This window comes from Oceanispirochaeta sp. M1, from assembly GCF_003346715.1.
Taxonomy (GTDB): Bacteria; Spirochaetota; Spirochaetia; order DSM-2461; family DSM-2461; genus Oceanispirochaeta.
The window spans coordinates 1-17,060 of the sequence record NZ_QQPQ01000063.1; the positions used below are offsets into that span (position 1 = coordinate 1).

The window sequence follows — 17,060 nt, forward strand, 5'->3', positions numbered from 1 at the left end:
GTTCTTTTGCTGAGAGATGGTTTTTATGAGTCAGTTAATTTGTCTGGTTTCCATATGAATTATCTGGCAACAATGGCGCCAATACCTGGCCTTCGTCCAGGCCACCAGCGCACGTAAATTGGATGTTAGCTTGCTGTGTATCCCTATACTTCTCTGTATTCTCTATGTTACTATTATGTAAGGAATTATTCAATATAGGTATCCTTCCGTTTCTATAGATTTCTCTTCTTTCTGCCTGTTTTGAACGCTTATTGCTGACAGATCTGCACATATGGAAATAGAGAGAAATGTTAATGAGGTATTGAATTAGCTGATCAGCATATCGATATAGATTCTCTAGTACTTTTTTCTTTCACAATTATCAGATAAAATTATTATTCTCAGTAAATTATTCATAAAATAAAGGACATAATTTGAAAATAAATTACATTATCATATTAGCATTATCTTTTGTTCTATTTGGTTGCTATTCCAAACAAGGTTCATATTCAAATTCTGGCTTCAGTTCGTCATTTTCTGAGAATCAATCATTTTCAAACTTCCTCATTATTGATAAATCATCAGAAAAAATAAATCTTGATGGAAATATTTATCTAGAAAAAGGTACTTGTGAATTGATAATTGAAGATCCTGTAGGCAAAACTATCAAAATGACTTTTGATAAAACAGGGTCATATGATTTAAATCGTTTTTTTGAGCCCATACCAGGAAAGTGGATTCTAAGCTTTACTAGTAAAAACTCAGAAGGAGATTATAAATTTAATTGGAATAATAGGAATAAAGTAAATTCTGACCACAGTGTCGGCATAGATACAGACCACAGTGGTGGTATAGATACTGACCACAGTGGTGGTATAGATACTGACCACAGTGGCGGCATAGATACTGATCACAGTGGTGGCATAGATACTGATCACAGTGGTGGCATAGATACTGATCACGGTGGTGGCATAGATACTGATCACAGTGGGGTATAGATATAATTATTAATGTCGTAATTGATTAACTTTTCTCCACCTCCGCAAAGGCTCCCGATCAACTCCGCAATAGTTTTATTTCTTCTCTAGTCGCCCTTGCTCCGGCTCCGAGCTGCAGCCTTATCTGTGAATCTCCACTCTAAGTGTCTGAGGAGAAATATCCATCGCCCTCCAGCTCCAGATGCCTGCACGCTGCGCTTTGCAGCCACCAAGAGCTTCCGGGGATTCATTGATAAACAGTTCATCTATTTTGATGCTGATTACTGGTAGCCTCTTCAGCAGCTATCTAGCCTGGTGGCAATGACAAGATCATCATCGAGTAGACTTGGCTCTCAAATCTCCCAAACTGTGAGTTTTAATCTCAGCTGTTCCTTCCACCCAGATCAGCCCTCAGACTGCTGCGCCATCTTCGGTCTGCTCAGGCTTGCAGGAGTCTCCACCCTTGTGAAAAGATTATTCTGTGAGTGTCAAATTGGGAGAGGGAGTAGGGAAGACGATAGGGATATAGATTCAAACAGGCTCCACAGAGGCTCGATGCAAAAAAGCGATGTAGTTACAACCGAAACGGACGCCCCTGTTCCGCTGTATCTTTCCCGCTAAGCAGAACTGGTAAAAACAGTGATGGCTTTCATGAGAAACCCTCCAGTCCCGCCTGGCGGCCGGAACTCCGGGGTCTCCCCCTATGGTGCTGTTCCACAGCCAGCCTCCAGTCGTGGCATTCGCCATTCCTGATCCAGCTGTCTGTTCCCACATCACCATCGTTATTCCCGCTACAGATCCGCAAATCGCCGCGCACGGCTTTCCTTTGCGGGCCTGGTTGGACTCATTTGCAGTCAGCTGCCCAGGCAAACATCCTGTTTGCCATTTTCTCCCATGGAACGTGAAGCGTGTTAGCCCTGTTCACAAGGCCGGGGGTATTGTCCCCAGAATTGTTTGCCTGGCAGAGAGAGTGGGGGAAAGAGTAGAGGCCTCATTCACATGGCTACTTTCAGGCGGCCTCCACCGGACAGGCAGCTGCAAGGTCGTTACTTTTATTGATGCCCCCCTCCCGTCCCCCGTTGGGGGAGCGTCCGGTTCCACCCGCCTGAAAGAACTTCTGGCTATAGGAGATGGTTTTCCCGCTGAGACCGGCCTTCGGGTACTGCTGCGCAGACCCCTCCGGCCGGGAGACTGTTTATTTTTTAGCTTTTTGAATTTCACCGGGTGGGGGTGTTTTTTGGGGTGTAGATGATACTGGATGGGAATTTTATGCAGAGTAGGGGGCCGATTCTTTTGTAGAATAGTAAGAGTCAGCTTCTTTCTTCTATATATATTACTATTCTTTCTTTATAACTCTTTATAATTATATTTATACATTTATAAAAATATATATTAATAAAGATTATAAAAGATTAATAAGGGAATAGAGAGTATTCAGGAGAGTTTTGTTAGTGTTCACTAATTGGTGTAGTGGCTGTAGGGTCTTCCGTCAGATGGGGGTGTCTGGGGTAAGATTCTTTTGGGAAAATGCAGGTTTATAATTAATTGGAATTCGGCTGTTATGCTACAGATTCTGGAATTGAAACTCTCTTATTATGAGAATAAATAATGAATACTCTCTTTCTATTCTTGATATACACTCGTTTATAAATCCTTACACAGCAATGATATATTGACATTTTATTGTGGTTGGTTTACCTTTTATGAAAATATTTATGATAGGAGATTACAAATGGAGAGAGTTTATAGAGTAGAACATTCCTGGACTGATCCAGAATCTGGAATTCTAAAAACAATCGTCGAAGAGGGAATTATACGACAAGCCGTTGTTATGGGAATGAGTGGTCCAATTCAAGAAGATAAAGAACCGAGACGGTTTTACTTGAAAGAACATCCAAATAAGACTTTTACCTCAGATCAAAATGGTGGTTTCATTCCATTAAACTAGAATTGCCTCTGCGATATTTTAGTTCTAATAGGTGCTAGGTGTCTCCAAGTACCTGAACAATGCAGTCACGGGCCAGCATTGAGGCCAAAAAAAGGGTACTGCGTCATACAGTACCCCAGTAATGCGGAAAGAGGGGTCACCACTGGGCCAACGGCCGCATGGTTAACACCTATCACATCGTCAGACTTTAAATATAACGCCTTGGATCCATAAATCCAAGGCCGGCTGTGTTAAGTAAACAAAAATGTGGTTGTAGACATATCAGAAGGTTATCGGTAGTGATTTTTGGTGTGGGTGTTAAGTAAAGTCTTTAAGAGCAATAGAGGTGTTGATAGGCATATTTTTCATCAGAATTGTCTGGAAGCTCCGAATAAACTCTTCTAGAGTTTTAATTATCTAATTATTCCTCTCGATCTTTATTTATCATAAGGTTTACGTTTATTACTTTTTAGATCTTCTATATAAGGTTTAGGCAACTCTTGTTCATATAAGAATAGAGCTTGTTCCCTATATGTATCTTGATTAGATGGGAAACCTTTTAATAGCATTGGGACAATATCATTCAAATTATCAAATAGATTTTTTGATTTCGTTTCCATATAAACAACACCAAACCACATATCTCGAAAATCATATACTCTGGTGGTATTTATATTCTCAATACCTTCATTGTCATAAATATGCATTGATATTGAATGCCTATAGAAACCATCATTGAAAACAGGAACTGTTGTTGTTTCTAAACTGTACTTCACAATATATTCAGCTTCTAGGGACTGGGTTTCCACTAATCCATGATGTAATAAGTTACTACTAATATACTCTTTCATTCTCTCTTCTAAGTGAGAATATAACCCTAGAGGATCATCCATTCCAAAGATTGTATCTTTGATGAAAATATAAGAACCTTCACTCAATGTATTTTTATATGTTGATACAAGTTGTGGTTCAGAATGCAGAAAATCTATTATTAAGAACTCCATTTCCATAGCTGTTTGCTTATCATAGCTATCATGAAATACACTTAAACAACTAGAAAAGGAGATAATAATTAGAGACAGAAGCAATACTTTTAGTGTGTTTTTCATTTTATACCTCAAATAGTATTCAAATTAGATTTAATCTCACAGAGATATATGACTCCGGAGATCTGTCTTGTCTCTTCAATCAAATACCAAGAGTTCAATATCCGAATTGGAATTATCTCAAGATTTGTTTCTTCCTTGATTTCTCTATGAAGGGTTTCTTCAAGATTCTCACCATACTCCATCCGTCCTCCTGGTAATTCCCAAGAGTCACCATTTTTCTCAGATATCTTTAAAGCAAGAAATCTATGATTTTTAAGAATGAAAGCCTTTGCAGTAAAATATAGAGCTGCTGAATTAGTCATGCAGACCCTTCATTCATTTATTCCTTATAGACAGAAATTGGTTTATCGGTAGTCATATTTCAAAAGTTATTCAAGGCAAGGAATATGAGTCTCTGCCCTCTTTATATTCCTTAGCACTGCAATACTCATGAATCAATAGTCATTATTAAAGTTTAATCTTAGAATATAATCTTTATGTTGCTAGCAGACTAATCAGGACATTGAAGTTATCATTGTTGCATTTTTTAAGATATTTTTTTGTTCTTATCCCTGAATCATAGACATCTTGTATAACCAGATTTACAGCAGATAATACCTTAGGGTTATTAATTGATTTCACAATATCGATAATCTTTTCAGGTTCTCTACTTTCTGTCATTTTGCGACTCATCCTGTTAAGATGATCGTTCCGCAGATTATTGGGAAGTTTCTCCAGGTCAATAAGCCAGTTCATCATTTCATCTGAATCCACAGCTACATCGATAAAATCTATAACATTCTGATAAGGGTTTTTATTTAGGATTTCCATTTCTTTCAGTCTCCATTTTCATTATTGAAAGAATTAATCAAATATATTATATCCGTTTTTCAGTGTTCTATCTATTCTTAAATATTTGTTTATTTTAAATAAACTGTTGTGCAATATCTCTATATACAAAATAGTCAAAATCAAAATTGAAACATAGAGTTTCAACCTTATTGGAATAGGGTAGTAGACAGAAGGGGCATTACTACTAATGAAGCTTTGATGTCATTAACAGAACTTCATATTCAGTCAGCCATTGATTGATTCTCATTTAGTCGTCCATCAATGTTATTAGATATTTCTGGATTTTTTCAGAATGCATCTACTTTTTCAGTCTCAACCTTCTCAAAATCTTTGGCTTCAAAATATACATTTAGATCGATTTTATAATTGTCACCATTTATAATTGAGCTAATACTGGTTTTAGGTGTTTCCCAGGAAGCGATAGCCAACATATCACCAACCGAAATAGCCATCCCCCAGTCAGATGGATCATCTTTGTATAAATCATCTTTCCATATAGGCTCACCTGTATTGTTTTCAACAGTCTCACCATACTTTCCCTTCAATGCTTCTACAAATCTTTTGTATGCCCGCCAGTAATCCGTCTTGTTTGAATGTTTCTGAGTGACAATATAACGAGCTTGATATAATCTGTTCTCATTGAAATAATAAGCTAACAAGCTCTTTTCACTTAAAAAATCGATTTCAGTATAAATATAATATGATTCAGAGTCTCCTCCATCTTCCCACTTAAAAGATTCAGAGGTTTTTACTTCATCTATTGTCATGTTCCATTTCACTTTACGAAAGTCATAGTCTTCTGAAGGACTCTCTGATTCAGATTTTGACCATGTTCCATCATCATGTAAAATAACTTTCGAACCATTGGTCATTATTGCAATTTGATCTTCAGAAAAAGATGGTACCAAAATGAGAATTAGTAATAGACAAAGTTGAATTCCTTTTACGGGGATAAAAGACAAGAAATGTATTTTCATTGATCACCTACTTTTTGAATTATGATTTCATATTTAATTATTATAGATGATCATGTTTTATATAGATATCGACCAAAAGGTTCAAATTTCACCCTCTAACACCCCTAATACGGCTTCTCCTTCCTTATTTTTATCCCAAGCCAGAATATCCCGACGCTCTGCCTCACCTTATCCATCCCTGACTCCTTCAGCATTATGCTGAAATTTCTGTTGCTCCTGGGTCTCTCATGGTTCTCCTCACACCAGGCTGTGTACTCCTTGTAGAGCACAGAGGACTGGACCATCTGCAGTTCATCCCTCTCGCATTTTTCGCTCAGGAACATCTGAACATCACTCATCTCTGTCTTGTATTCGTCTGTGGCATCACTGATGGCCACGGCGCTGCCAAGTCCCTCTCTCTGCCAGCGGAGGCAGCCCTCGACCATCCAGGAGAGGATACCGGGCATCTCCTTCTCCAGTTTGCCGGTGAGCTTCTTGTCCTGCTTCTCTTCGGAGAAGGTCTGGAGGAAGGGAATCAGCTTGATCCGCCGCCAGATGGCGTGATCCATCCCGCCGATCCGGGGCTTGTGGTTGGTGGCCATGACGATCTTGAAGGTGGGGATAAACTGGAAGTACTCCCCGTAGAGAAAGCGGGCACTGATCATGTCGTTTCCCGTGAGTCTCTTAATCACAGACTCTGCTAGGCGGCCGTGGTCGTCACTCTCCATGGCGGTGACAAAACGGGCCCCCTTGAGGCGTGCTATGTCGTTGGTGGCCTGTTCTCCCTTCTTCTGCATAAAGGTCTCAGTGGGGGTTGTGGTGGCGTAGTCACCCATGATGCGGCTCACTACGTTTATAAAGGTACTCTTGCCGTTGGCGCCGGTGCCGTGGAGGATAAACATGGACTGACAGGACATGTCCCCCGTGAGGGAGCATCCCAGGAATCTCTGTATAAACTTGATAAGTTCCTTGTTGTTATTAAAGATATCCTTTAGAAACTGCTTCCAGTGGGGACAGAGGGCTTCCTCATCGTAGGGGACAGGAGAGTACTTTGTGATCATCCTCTCCCTGTCATGGGGAGACAGACGGCCTGATTTCAGGTCTATAACACCGTTGGCACAGTTAAAGAGAAACTGATCCTGGTCCAGGGCATCCGGAGCAATTCTGATCCGGGGATCAGAGCTTGTTGTGCTGAGCATGGCCTCCACCTTACGGGCGGTGGAGCTGCGCCGGGAGTGGGCTATCAAGTTCAGGCCGTCTTCAGTACTGGGGCATTCGGGAGCCTTCTCAACCATGGCCTCGATGCTCAGTTTTCCCATGTCGTAGATCTCTCTCAGTTCATCTATGTTCCAGTGGCAGCCGTCCCATATCAGCCATTTCTTCCAGGGGCTGCAGTAGCGGATGTCCTCTCCCCAGTCCTTGATCATCATGGAGGCGTTAAAGAAGTCCGAGAAGGCGGTTCCCCTCTCATTCATATTGGTTGAGAGAACCCGCAGGGCCTCCCGTTCCAGGTGTTTCTCCATCCCCTGTACGGGTTGTTTCGGTGCTGTCCACTTGGCATAGGCCTTCATGTAGGAGTCCCATCGAAGAGCAAAGAAGCGCTCCGAGAGCCTCTCTTCCCGGGGGAGTTCACTCTCAAGCTGGCTGTAACAGTTATAGAGGAGGGTAAGAAGGCCATAATGTTCGTGAAGCTGATTCTTAAAAATCAGATCCATTATCCTTGTCTGTTCTTCTGTAAATTTACAACCTGAGTAGAGGGCTTTCTTGATCTCAAAGTGCTCCTCTTCCTCGAAGATCCTTATTTTTTCCATCACTTTTTTAAGTTTCATCTTCTCGGCCATTATTCTCCCTCCCTGTGGATAAAGACTCTCTGTGCTTCCCCGGGGGCCTGTCGGCCTCCGGCAAACTGAATCCAGGCCCAGAATGCCCACCAGCCGGGGAGGTCTATGTCTCCCTCGGCCACATCGTAGGAGATCAGCCCCTCAAGGCTGTCCAGGACGGTGGCGGCAAAGGCGCCCTCTGTTCCGTCGGGTTTTCTGTATCTGATTTCACAGGCTTCCGTGTCCGTGAGGGAACAGGACGTGAACACTCTCAGGGACAGGCTTGTCTGCCCGGCATAAACTTTATTCATTTTTGGCTCTCCTTGTTCTTCTTGTAATGAGAAAATTAGATGGGTGATTTCAGCTCCAGGCACTGGATGAGGGGGGAGTAGATCACAAGCTCCTCCGAGGCATGGGAGCGGAAACTCTGAAACACATCCCATACGGCCCAGTTTTCGACTATTTTGATAAAGGAGGAGAAGTAGCGGGTAAAGAGCTCCGATACTCCGGCCAGGGCGCTGAGGGTCCTCTGATAAAATACAGTTTGGATTTTTGTATCCGAGAGGCTTCCCAGGCTGGAGATCAGTCTCAGCAGTCCCCGTGAGGCCGTAAAGGTTTCGGTCAGCCCCAGGCCCGTGTCTTCCTGTCTGTGGAACTCTGCGGCATGAAAGAGTTCTTCATCCGGTTTGATCCGGTCCTCCACCTTGAAGGTCCAGGTTGTCAGATTTATATAGTCGAAGTACTGGGAGAGGAGGATGTCGCTGTAGAGGGTGGTGCTGCCGCATGTGGCGGGGGGAGCATCGACGCTGGCGGGATAATGGATTCTCAGGCTGGCTCCGTCAACTTCATCAAAGTAGGGATAATAATAGTATTTGGCCAGAAGCCCGAACCAGAGATAACTCCCGGCGTTCTGCTCCTGGGCAATGTTAAAAGTAGAGCTCTTCCAGGAGGGATCATCTGCAGAGGGAACCCTCAGGTTCATAAAGGGGGCGCCGCTGCTCACAAGGTTTGCCGGCAGACTGCCGTCATAGAGGGCGGCAAAACCTCCGGCCTCATAGTCATTCTTGTAGGAGTAGTAATGGGCGGTACAGCCACCGGCGACAGGAGTTTCAGGGTTTAAACGCTGCAGGGCCATCCCCATCTCAACAAAGGGCATCCCCGCCTCAGAGTTGATAAAGTCATAGCTTCCTGCCCCCACGGAGTCCGAGCCCAACCGGGGATCAACGGTAACGGGGTAGGAGGCTTTCTTGAGCCAGGTCTCATCCACCGTGATAAAAAGGGAGTCTCCGTCGTAATCCAGATCCCCCCAGATCCAGCAGCCCCTGGCATCGATGATCCTGGGTCGGTAGATGTGGCAGAACTTCCCGGTCCTGTACTGCCGGTCCCGCCGGTTCCAGTAGACCGCATAGCTGCCTCTTACTTCATCATTCATCAGGTGGCCGTATCGAATGCCCTGCCGGTGAAAAGAAAGCCCCCTGGGTTTTTCCAGGGGGATCTTGAAGACCGGAGAGTCGGGGATCCCGGACAGAACGATGTCGTATTCGATGTTCCCCCCATCCAGGCGCCGGTAGACATGCTGCCTTGATGCTGTGGTCAGTACGGTCCTTCCTGGATGATTCTCAATCCTCCGGACTTTTTCTCCCGAGTTCCCGCTCTTAAAGAGGAGGGAGGCCTCCTCTCCCCATTTACTCATAGTGAGAAGGGGTGTCCGGCTCCGCCCAAAGGATTCGGCCCTGACGGAACAGGGGGTATCCCGGGCACTCTGGATATATTCAAACGCCATGGTCTCTCCTCTGTTTTAAGTGCCGTAGAAGGTTATTTCCCAGTCAATCTGGAGGATGTCATTGGCTCCGATATTCACCTCAGGGGTAATCTGGGCATAGGCCAGGCAGACGCCCGCAGCGGAGGCGTTCATCAGAGCCGCCTCATCGATCCCCGTGGCACTGAGGCTCCCCGAGGGAAATGTGGCCCGGTAACAGGCCTTGTCATCCGTGGATTCTCCGAAGAGTCCCTTTGTCTTGGGGTAGTCGGCGTCCATCCCCTGGCGGTTTCCCACGGGAGTATTGCAGCCCGTATTGTCCTTGGGGGAGAGTCCGGTCCAGCCGGTACCCACCTCGATATGGCCGTTGGCACTGTCCACGACTGTCATCCCGCCGCCTACGGCCAGGTTTGCCAGAAGGGCATCCCCCTGGGCGGTGACCACATTATGGAAACATTGATCCATGGGTCTTCCCGGGAGTCCCAGTATTCGGCGGATAAGACTTGGTCGTCTTAATCTGACAAAGCCGTCGGGGCCTATAACCCGGACTCTTACATCTCCTCTCATTCTGATTTTCTCTTTCAATTGAACCCTCCTTTTTAACGGTTCATAAGCCAGATGCCCCCGGCCAGGCCTCCCATGCCGATACTGGTTCCTCCCAGAATCCAGCAGCGGCGGATGAGCTTCTTATTCTCCTCTTCCAGCTGAAGTATTCTCAGTCTCTCCCGTTGGGCCAGATCCCTGTAATAGGCGGTCTTGCCGGCTTCCTCGGCGGCCACTTCCCGGGCCGTCTCCCTGGATGTAATTTCAATCTCCTCCAGGGCTATGGTCATGATCGTCTCCACTATTAGTGTTACCTCTTCGTGACTGTAAGTGGCGTTTGCACCTATCCACGAAGCGATCTCCTCCCTGGGTGGCATCTCGGGGAACAGAGGGGTAACGCCTGTCAAAATCATCATCAGGGAGAGAGAGAATCTCCTCCCGGCTCTCCTCGCGGATCTGGGACATCCTTTCGAACTCCCTCTGTTCATCCTTGAAATCTTCAGCACTCTTTCCCTCCTCCTGTTCATTGTCCTCATGATCTGCACTGCTTCGTCCCCAGAGGGTCATTCCCAGCACAGCTCCCAGAATCCCCGCCAGCACAAAGGCGGCACGGGTCGCCCAGGTCTTCAACTTGATCAAAAAACTCATAGTTTCTCCTTTGAGAACATACTGCCCGCCACCTTGAGTCCCACTATTCCAAAGAGGACCATCATCAGCACGGCCAGCCAGATCCAGGGGCCGATATAGTCCTCAATGAGAAGCCAGGTCGCCAGGTAGAGACAGGCGGGTTTGAATCCCAGCATCTTGGAGGGGAGGGCGATCATCCTCTTAAGCAGCACTATAAAGTGAAAGCGGAAGCTCATCTCCCATACAGGTCTGTCCGACAGTTTCAGTTCCTTATCCATTTGTTTCCTCCAGTAGTGTTATTTGGCATTCCAGTCCCCGGCTCTTGTGGTAATCCAGCAGGAGATCCTCCACCCGGCAGAGAACCGATTCATCATCGTCGGTTAAATTACAGAGGGCCCCGGCCTTCACATAAAAGAGACCCAGCTCACTTTTTCCCCGGTAGCGTTTTCTGTTCTTGAGCCCGTCGGAGAGTTCTTGTCTTACCCAGTCCTCCGGATGGCTCCTGATGATGTTATCCTCTCCTGTGACGGGGGCATCTGAGAAGAAGCGGCTCTCTCCCAGCCTGATCTTTAGGCCGTGGAGGGCGATATCCTCTTCATCCGAGAGGTAACAGGCCGTGCCGGCTCTCATCACAATGGGTCTTCCCTGGATGCTCAGGTTTTTAAGAGATCCGGCCTGGCTGCAGCTCAGATTAAGAAGAGCCTTCTGGCTCTCTGACCTGTAGTCCGTAATGCTCAGGCCTGCAGATCCTCCGGCATCCGCTTCGAAAACAAGTTCTGCCTCAACGGCTGCCTGGTTCTGGATCTGGTCGGCCCAGAGGACGGGGAGCCTCTTATACTCTTCCCTCACCTCAAAGAGGGCTTCGTAGGGAACCGATTCATCCTGAATGGGACGATCTCCCGCGGGGAGAAAGGGGTAGGAGGGGCTCATGCCGGCATCAAAGACAACAGGGGGCTCTTCGTATTCCCAGAGGACCTGTTCTTCCAGCCTCTCGGGGCGGTTCCACTTGAGCCTCACAGAGTTTGATCTGAGTTCTCCGGCATCTTCTTCGCTTAGCTGGTAAAAGAGATCCCTTGAGAGGGTAGATATCTCTTCAGGAGCCTGGTCCTCCTCATAGGGGGAGGATGAGAAGAGAAGCTTGAAGTCGATTCCCCCTTCGATCAGAGCCCGGCAGGAGGAGGCCAGGGCACAGAGTTCTTCCCAGGGATTTCCCGTCAGCCGGGCATAGACCAGGGGGAGGGAGACTTCGGAGCAGTCGATTTCAGAGCTGAGTATCCCTGCCCTGGCGGCAATAAGATGGAGGAGGCTGGATTCGGGGAGGCTTTTATCACTCATAACGAGGTCTGTGAGGGTCTGTTTTTCTTCCCAGTTTCTTAAGGGGCCCAGGCGTTTAATCCGGGAGGGGGCGTCTTCCAGGGTGACATCAATCTGAGTCTCTCCGCCTCGTCTTGTTCTGATAAAACCCTTGTCATTGGCCTGTAGGGTGAAGCGCTGGAGAAAGAGGCCACAGTCTCCCGAGGAGAAGAGAATCCGGAAGCATCTGTTCTGCCCGGAGAGTCCGGCAAGGAGATTGTTTTTATCGGAAAAGCTGATCTTTGCCAGGACACAGTAGCCCCCCAGGGAGTCCTTGTAACTGTGGAAGAGCCCCTTCTCCAGGGCATCACCCGGGAGTCTGATAAAGGAACCCGAGTCATCTGCTATTTCAAGGATTATAAGTATGGGATCAGTCTTCTGATCCAGGCTCTCCTGCAGGGCAGGGTCCAGGGTAAAGAAGGCCATTAGAGGGTGCTCCCTTCAAGGTCCAGATGAGTGAAGACCCGGATCTTAACAGGGCCGATTATGGTATAGCGAAACTCCCGGCCCCAGATCCCCTTATTGTCGGGGAAGCTCTCTTCTCCCCGGTAGATTGCCTGGTCAATTGTGATTTCACAACGGACTCTCTGGTCCGGCTCATAGCTGTCCCGGGAACAGAGGATCATCTGGAAGGAGAGACGCTGCCGCATCAACGAATAATCGGTTGTGATCTGATCCTTGCGGCGGATCATGAGCTCATGGATCTTCCGGCTGTCACTGAATTTTCCAGAAAGAGAAAAGGCGGCCAGATCGGGGAGAGGAATCTCATTGGCTTTTATTTCATCCCCTTCCAGTTTCAGAAATCCCTGGTCGGGAACAGAGGGAGCCCCCTCCTTGCCGAAAGAAAAAATCCGGGGCTGAGTCCCCAGAAGATGAAGGGTCAGATACACGGCTTCCCGGCGGCATCCTGCCAGCTTGAATTCAAGCAGTTCCAGATCTTCCAGGATGTAGAGGCTCTCTCCAATCTTTTGAATCAGGGAGAGGGGCTTTGCTGCCCGGGGGGAAGATTCAAGATCATGGAAGAAGAGGCCGTGACTCTGTCCCAGATGGTCCGAGGCCGAGACCAGGCCGGTGATAAGAAAAAGGAGAGACGGAAGGGTGTCCCGGTTCAGACGGAATGTGATGGTCCCCGTTATCTCATGACCCAGCTTGATTACCCCCGGGCTGAGGAGACTGTTCCCCGTGGGACGGAGAACCTTGATCTTCTCCCTGAACTGCAGACTCTCTCTAATTGAGACCAGGGACCGAAAATGTTCATTATTAAAAGAGGAGTAAAAACGTATCATTTGATCTCATCCCGGTAGAGGATAATCTTATACTCGACCTCGGGATAACCCATGCCATCCTGGGGGATAAGAGGAGAATAAATGCACTCTTCCAGGAGGAATCGGTCAACCAGGCCCTTGAGGCGGTCATCGCTCTTCAGAAGCTCCTTCAGGAGGTAGGCATAACGGTAGGCAGTGTGGGTGGGACTGCTCCGCTCAAAGCGGCAGTTCAGGGTGAGAAGGTATGTGCATTGCTCTACAAAGGGATCGCTGCTTTTCCGTTTAACTTCTTCAAGTTTCAGTTCCACCAGGGGGAGAGGTTTCAGATCAAAACTCTCTCCCGTATCGAGGATGGAGGCAAAGGGCTTGATCCAGTTGGCACCCCGGGCGGCGTTACATTGCTCAACTAATTTGGGGAAGGTTTCTGATAGGGCTGTGTAAAGGGCAAGATAGATCTCTTCTTCGGGAATAAGGATAATTTCCATTTAAAACCCCTTTCTTCTGTAGGAATCGAGGATTTGACGGGCATGTTCGGGGATATTGGGGTCATAGAGCAGGGGACCTGTCTGATTCTTGGCCCGGACCAGGGTGTTCACGCCAATCTGCCTGGCCTTCAATCGCTTGAGCATCCAGCTTAAGATTTCACAGAAGGCCATCTTGAGATCCTGAGGAATGTCATCGGGAAGGTAACCAGCGGTATAGGTCAGCCTGATATTGTTTTTTCCCCGGGGGAAGAGATAACCGTTGATTAGTTCCACTTCTATGGAGTCAGAAGATTCTCCGGGCGAGGGGGTTGTGCCGTATAGCTCAGGGCTGATGGTTTGATAATCAATATTGGAGTTGTCCTTGATCTGGAGTGAGGAAAAATCCGTCACGGGATACTCTTTGCTGCTGATGGAATTGGAGGCATAGCCGCTGTGAAATTCAGATATTTCCCGGCTCACCAGAATGCGGCTACAGTATTTTTCAATTTCTGTAGTGACGGAGAATGATAAGAGTGTTACCATACTTTCATCAGTCGAGTCGGTACTCAATAACTCAGTGACCTCCTGGGTAGAAATCAAGGTTAATTTTGACATTGTATATTCTTAATTTTGGTGTTGTAGCGGGTGTATTTACGATTACCGTAGAGGCGCAGGAATTCCTTGCGGGTCATTTTTATTTCCTTGCCTTTGATAATGACTTTTATGGTCATGGTATTTTCTCCCTCAGGTGGTATAGGTATTAGTGTGAAGGAAGGGATTGGTTTTGGGACCTAGGGTTTACCCTAGGTGTTGAGATGTGGGTTATACTGAATTAACAAGTTGTATTACATAAGATATCTATTTTTGTATGTCATAGTAACCGTTATGGAGTATGGAACTATTATCTGGAAAGAATGTCTGTCATAAAATTAAAAATATGATACAATTTTTCTTAAAAATTATTGCTGTTTAGGATCTATCATCGTGAAAAAAAATGCACTTTTAATAATTCTATTATTGGTTTTTATTTTGTCATGTACTACTGAGGATTCTATTACAGACTCTCCTTTTTATCATTCAGATGATATCATCATTCCTAAAGTACCTACCCCAATATCTGGCAACTATGAGAATCTATCTGGTAGAATTATTGGAAGGTCTTCAATAACACAAGAACAAATCACTGCATATGATCAATTCATTATTATCCATGAAGACACAAATAACTTTAACAATAATGTTGATGAACATTTCCAGAAAATGATTGATGATGCTAAAGCTCTTTCTGATACTATTGATGGGGAGTGGATAGAAATTGATGATCCAATATTCACACATGAGATCATTATTTCTAATTATAATAATGGTACAATCATAAGAAGTAATGATAATTACACTCAAATCGAAGTTATTATCTCTTCTCCAGATGGGAATGAATCCCAATTATACCTCCAGATAAAAGAGACTGAAGACTTTACCCATACTATTTGCATCTTTCCTAATCTAGATGATTCAGATAGTTCCGCATCAATAGAAATTATTGAAACAAATGATTTTACATATACTAAATGTATAAGAAATATAAGTGTTCCAACGGGAATGGCCATTCAGCATTTTGTAGGAATAACTGATAAGTCTTCTGCAGATAATAAAACTGTAGGAAGAGTCATGATTGAAGAGGTCGAGTTGGGATATGAGTTTTCCTTTGAACCAGGAGATTTTTTAGATACTGATTACTTTTCACAAGATAATGAAGATTGGCCAAGAGGTGAAGGGTTTGAATTATACGGTTTTTTTAATGATACTGATTATTATTTAGTAACAAATGATGCTGCTTCTAGAATCTCTGAAGGTTATGTGGATCCCCAGAAATTGAAATTTATATACTCAAATGGAATCAATAATCAGAGTATAGGTTCTTTGGCATTTGATGCTTTTGATGAGCCGACTGGTATTGTTATTACGGATTGGGTATTTGAACCTCTTCAATAAGTTCAAATTTTAATGCGTAATTTCTTCCACATTACCGCCACCCATCCAGAATTCTATACAGTTCATGCACCAAAGCACTCCGCCTATCTCCGACAGGTATCCCTTTCAATTCCTTATTAATCTGGATGTGTCGGTTCAACACAGTCTTAAACTTATCTGATTAATTCCTTTTTCGAATCTAGGTCAAGTCATCCTCAATTATGGCTTCCAGAACCCTCACCGCGGAATATTCTGGGAAGGATGGTTGTTCTTAATTGGAAGAATGAGGGATTTTTTCATGCATCTCCTCCCAGAGTAGTTGAGGGAGGAGGTAGTTACCTGGCACCGCCGGAATCATTATGACCTCCGTACTCCCGTTTGAAGGCTGAGAGCTAGGAGCGGATTTTTGTGATTCTGTTGGATATTCCTTTCGGTGTTTTGAGGATGGTCATTTGGGAATCTCTTCAAGAGTTTTATTCTCATTTCCTGTTTTTGTAAATGAAAGAATCAGAGTTGCAAATTCAGCTGTAAGAAGGGAGAATAATCCCATACCTGTTATAACAAGAATAGCTGCCATAATTCTTCCACCTCCTGTTACTGGGTAAATATCTCCATATCCAACAGAAGTAAGTGTTGTAAAACTCATCCATAATACATCAGGAAATCCATTGATACTTTCATTGATTCCTTTTTCAAAGTTATACATTCCAAGAGAACAATATGAATAGATGATGGTTGTTAAGAAAAGATAAATCGAAAGAGCAGATCTGGATTTATTCTTAAGAAGGAACCTGAATAAAGGAGAAGCTCCTCTAAGACCTTTGAGAAGGCGAAACGACTTTGCTATTCTAAACAACCGGAAGAATCTTAATGGTCTTAGAATCTGAGTGAATGGAATTGATGCTAAAAGACCTATCCAGTTTTTCTTAATATACAGTTTCTTACTTTCAGATTTAAAGAGAAAGTAAAACCAATCAGTTAAGAATATGATGCAAATTGTAAAATCTATTCGGGACAATATAAGAGAAGTCGATTCCCTGAAAGGTACTATGATTTCGATAGCTAACTGACCTAGTACATATATAATTAGGAAAAGCATTATGAAGTCATACCATTTCTTAAAGTTTATTTTACTTCTTTTCGGTGTCAGATTATTGTCCATAGAAGTCCTTTTTATTTATATGAAGAAATCTCAGATTGAATAATAGCATATGTTCAAACAATGTATTTTTTTATCAGTAAATGTTTTTTTTGTTTTGTGCATTTTTGAATGTTGGTTTACATTAAACGTATACATCATATAACCGGAGTTCGCCATGGCAAAAAAAACACAAAAACTAATAGGAATGGATCGGAATATGTCAACATAGTTGAAGTGTGCTCTTTGAAATAATGATAAAATTTAACTGGCGAATTTCCTTTCTTTTTCTGCTTTTATTTTAATCCTTGTATCTGCAGATGGATTTAGGTAAACAACGT

Annotated in this window: 21 protein-coding genes; 3 read left to right on the plus strand and 18 right to left on the minus strand. The window is 44.6% G+C overall.

Going from position 1 to position 17,060, the window contains the following annotated elements; genetic code table 11:
• Positions 1 to 413: 413 nt before the first annotated feature.
• Positions 414 to 977, plus strand: a complete 564-nt coding sequence (locus tag DV872_RS24055) for a hypothetical protein (protein ID WP_114632524.1) — start codon at positions 414 to 416, stop codon at positions 975 to 977.
• Positions 978 to 1,487: 510 nt separating this feature from the next.
• Here the strand turns inward: DV872_RS24055 and DV872_RS24060 are convergent.
• Positions 1,488 to 1,736 carry a hypothetical protein gene (locus DV872_RS24060; protein WP_114632525.1) on the minus strand — a complete coding sequence of 83 codons (249 nt, stop codon included), beginning with the start codon at positions 1,734 to 1,736 and terminating at the stop codon, positions 1,488 to 1,490.
• Positions 1,737 to 2,688: 952 nt separating this feature from the next.
• Between DV872_RS24060 and DV872_RS24070 the strand changes: the two genes are divergently transcribed.
• Positions 2,689 to 2,904: a hypothetical protein gene (locus tag DV872_RS24070; RefSeq protein WP_114632527.1), complete on the plus strand. Its 216-nt coding sequence runs from the start codon at positions 2,689 to 2,691 to the stop codon at positions 2,902 to 2,904.
• A gap of 416 nt (positions 2,905 to 3,320) precedes the next feature.
• Here DV872_RS24070 and DV872_RS24075 read toward each other — a convergent pair whose 3' ends face one another.
• From DV872_RS24075 to DV872_RS27155, 16 genes are all read right to left on the minus strand, one after another.
• Positions 3,321 to 3,992 carry a hypothetical protein gene (locus DV872_RS24075; protein ID WP_114632528.1) on the minus strand — a complete coding sequence of 224 codons (672 nt, stop codon included), beginning with the start codon at positions 3,990 to 3,992 and terminating at the stop codon, positions 3,321 to 3,323.
• Positions 3,993 to 4,000: 8 nt separating this feature from the next.
• Complete coding sequence (locus DV872_RS24080) at positions 4,001 to 4,294, minus strand: NUDIX domain-containing protein (RefSeq protein WP_114632529.1); 294 nt, start codon at positions 4,292 to 4,294, stop codon at positions 4,001 to 4,003.
• Positions 4,295 to 4,466: 172 nt separating this feature from the next.
• Positions 4,467 to 4,802: a hypothetical protein gene (locus DV872_RS24085; RefSeq protein WP_114632530.1), complete on the minus strand. Its 336-nt coding sequence runs from the start codon at positions 4,800 to 4,802 to the stop codon at positions 4,467 to 4,469.
• A gap of 308 nt (positions 4,803 to 5,110) precedes the next feature.
• Positions 5,111 to 5,800 carry a hypothetical protein gene (locus tag DV872_RS24090; protein WP_147283260.1) on the minus strand — a complete coding sequence of 230 codons (690 nt, stop codon included), beginning with the start codon at positions 5,798 to 5,800 and terminating at the stop codon, positions 5,111 to 5,113.
• Between the two features lie 104 nt (positions 5,801 to 5,904).
• Complete coding sequence (locus DV872_RS24095) at positions 5,905 to 7,620, minus strand: phage/plasmid primase, P4 family (RefSeq protein WP_114632532.1); 1,716 nt, start codon at positions 7,618 to 7,620, stop codon at positions 5,905 to 5,907.
• On the minus strand, positions 7,620 to 7,910 hold the full coding sequence (locus DV872_RS24100) for a hypothetical protein (protein ID WP_114632533.1): 291 nt from the start codon (positions 7,908 to 7,910) through the stop codon (positions 7,620 to 7,622). Before DV872_RS24100 ends, DV872_RS24095 begins: the two co-directional genes overlap by 1 nt.
• Positions 7,911 to 7,945: 35 nt before the next feature.
• Positions 7,946 to 9,382, minus strand: coding sequence for a hypothetical protein (locus DV872_RS24105; protein ID WP_114632534.1), 1,437 nt, complete (start codon positions 9,380 to 9,382; stop codon positions 7,946 to 7,948).
• Between the two features lie 15 nt (positions 9,383 to 9,397).
• Positions 9,398 to 9,943, minus strand: a complete 546-nt coding sequence (locus DV872_RS24110; RefSeq protein ID WP_230391675.1) for a hypothetical protein — start codon at positions 9,941 to 9,943, stop codon at positions 9,398 to 9,400.
• Positions 9,944 to 9,957: 14 nt separating this feature from the next.
• Positions 9,958 to 10,191, minus strand: a complete 234-nt coding sequence (locus DV872_RS24115) for a hypothetical protein (RefSeq protein ID WP_114632535.1) — start codon at positions 10,189 to 10,191, stop codon at positions 9,958 to 9,960.
• A complete protein-coding gene (locus tag DV872_RS24120; protein WP_114632536.1) occupies positions 10,166 to 10,549 on the minus strand; it encodes a hypothetical protein in 384 nt (127 codons plus the stop codon). The genes DV872_RS24115 and DV872_RS24120 overlap by 26 nt, the downstream gene beginning before the upstream one ends.
• On the minus strand, positions 10,546 to 10,806 hold the full coding sequence (locus tag DV872_RS24125) for a hypothetical protein (protein ID WP_114632537.1): 261 nt from the start codon (positions 10,804 to 10,806) through the stop codon (positions 10,546 to 10,548). Before DV872_RS24125 ends, DV872_RS24120 begins: the two co-directional genes overlap by 4 nt.
• The gene (locus DV872_RS24130) at positions 10,799 to 12,307 is read right to left on the minus strand and encodes a hypothetical protein (RefSeq protein ID WP_114632538.1); all 1,509 of its coding nucleotides are present in this window, start codon (positions 12,305 to 12,307) and stop codon (positions 10,799 to 10,801) included. Before DV872_RS24130 ends, DV872_RS24125 begins: the two co-directional genes overlap by 8 nt.
• Positions 12,307 to 13,167: a hypothetical protein gene (locus tag DV872_RS24135; protein WP_114632539.1), complete on the minus strand. Its 861-nt coding sequence runs from the start codon at positions 13,165 to 13,167 to the stop codon at positions 12,307 to 12,309. The genes DV872_RS24130 and DV872_RS24135 overlap by 1 nt, the downstream gene beginning before the upstream one ends.
• Complete coding sequence (locus DV872_RS24140; protein ID WP_114632540.1) at positions 13,164 to 13,631, minus strand: hypothetical protein; 468 nt, start codon at positions 13,629 to 13,631, stop codon at positions 13,164 to 13,166. Before DV872_RS24140 ends, DV872_RS24135 begins: the two co-directional genes overlap by 4 nt.
• Positions 13,632 to 14,180 (minus strand): hypothetical protein, encoded by a 549-nt coding sequence (locus tag DV872_RS24145; protein WP_114632541.1) that lies wholly within the window; start codon positions 14,178 to 14,180, stop codon positions 13,632 to 13,634.
• Positions 14,181 to 14,212: 32 nt separating this feature from the next.
• Positions 14,213 to 14,341, minus strand: a complete 129-nt coding sequence (locus tag DV872_RS27155; protein WP_255526198.1) for a hypothetical protein — start codon at positions 14,339 to 14,341, stop codon at positions 14,213 to 14,215.
• Between the two features lie 253 nt (positions 14,342 to 14,594).
• Between DV872_RS27155 and DV872_RS24150 the strand changes: the two genes are divergently transcribed.
• Positions 14,595 to 15,602 (plus strand): hypothetical protein, encoded by a 1,008-nt coding sequence (locus DV872_RS24150; RefSeq protein WP_114632542.1) that lies wholly within the window; start codon positions 14,595 to 14,597, stop codon positions 15,600 to 15,602.
• A gap of 427 nt (positions 15,603 to 16,029) precedes the next feature.
• Here DV872_RS24150 and DV872_RS24155 read toward each other — a convergent pair whose 3' ends face one another.
• Positions 16,030 to 16,743, minus strand: coding sequence for an ion transporter (locus DV872_RS24155; RefSeq protein WP_114632543.1), 714 nt, complete (start codon positions 16,741 to 16,743; stop codon positions 16,030 to 16,032).
• Between the last annotated feature and the right edge of the window lie 317 nt (positions 16,744 to 17,060).

Excerpts from the sequence above, each read along its gene's own strand:
- DV872_RS24085 (WP_114632530.1), bottom strand. The coding sequence starts at position 4,802 with ATGGAAATCCTAAATAAAAACCCTTATCAGAATGTTATAGATTTTATC.
- DV872_RS24090 (WP_147283260.1), bottom strand. The coding sequence starts at position 5,800 with ATGAAAATACATTTCTTGTCTTTTATCCCCGTAAAAGGAATTCAACTT.
- DV872_RS24155 (WP_114632543.1), bottom strand. The coding sequence starts at position 16,743 with ATGGACAATAATCTGACACCGAAAAGAAGTAAAATAAACTTTAAGAAA.
- DV872_RS24100 (WP_114632533.1), bottom strand. The coding sequence starts at position 7,910 with ATGAATAAAGTTTATGCCGGGCAGACAAGCCTGTCCCTGAGAGTGTTC.
- DV872_RS24140 (WP_114632540.1), bottom strand. The coding sequence starts at position 13,631 with ATGGAAATTATCCTTATTCCCGAAGAAGAGATCTATCTTGCCCTTTAC.
- DV872_RS27155 (WP_255526198.1), bottom strand. The coding sequence starts at position 14,341 with ATGACCATAAAAGTCATTATCAAAGGCAAGGAAATAAAAATGACCCGC.
- DV872_RS24070 (WP_114632527.1), top strand. The coding sequence starts at position 2,689 with ATGGAGAGAGTTTATAGAGTAGAACATTCCTGGACTGATCCAGAATCT.
- DV872_RS24115 (WP_114632535.1), bottom strand. The coding sequence starts at position 10,191 with ATGACCATAGCCCTGGAGGAGATTGAAATTACATCCAGGGAGACGGCC.
- DV872_RS24095 (WP_114632532.1), bottom strand. The coding sequence starts at position 7,620 with ATGGCCGAGAAGATGAAACTTAAAAAAGTGATGGAAAAAATAAGGATC.
- DV872_RS24080 (WP_114632529.1), bottom strand. The coding sequence starts at position 4,294 with ATGACTAATTCAGCAGCTCTATATTTTACTGCAAAGGCTTTCATTCTT.
- DV872_RS24130 (WP_114632538.1), bottom strand. The coding sequence starts at position 12,307 with ATGGCCTTCTTTACCCTGGACCCTGCCCTGCAGGAGAGCCTGGATCAG.
- DV872_RS24060 (WP_114632525.1), bottom strand. The coding sequence starts at position 1,736 with ATGGTGATGTGGGAACAGACAGCTGGATCAGGAATGGCGAATGCCACG.
- DV872_RS24135 (WP_114632539.1), bottom strand. The coding sequence starts at position 13,167 with ATGATACGTTTTTACTCCTCTTTTAATAATGAACATTTTCGGTCCCTG.
- DV872_RS24125 (WP_114632537.1), bottom strand. The coding sequence starts at position 10,806 with ATGGATAAGGAACTGAAACTGTCGGACAGACCTGTATGGGAGATGAGC.
- DV872_RS24075 (WP_114632528.1), bottom strand. The coding sequence starts at position 3,992 with ATGAAAAACACACTAAAAGTATTGCTTCTGTCTCTAATTATTATCTCC.
- DV872_RS24120 (WP_114632536.1), bottom strand. The coding sequence starts at position 10,549 with ATGAGTTTTTTGATCAAGTTGAAGACCTGGGCGACCCGTGCCGCCTTT.
- DV872_RS24105 (WP_114632534.1), bottom strand. The coding sequence starts at position 9,382 with ATGGCGTTTGAATATATCCAGAGTGCCCGGGATACCCCCTGTTCCGTC.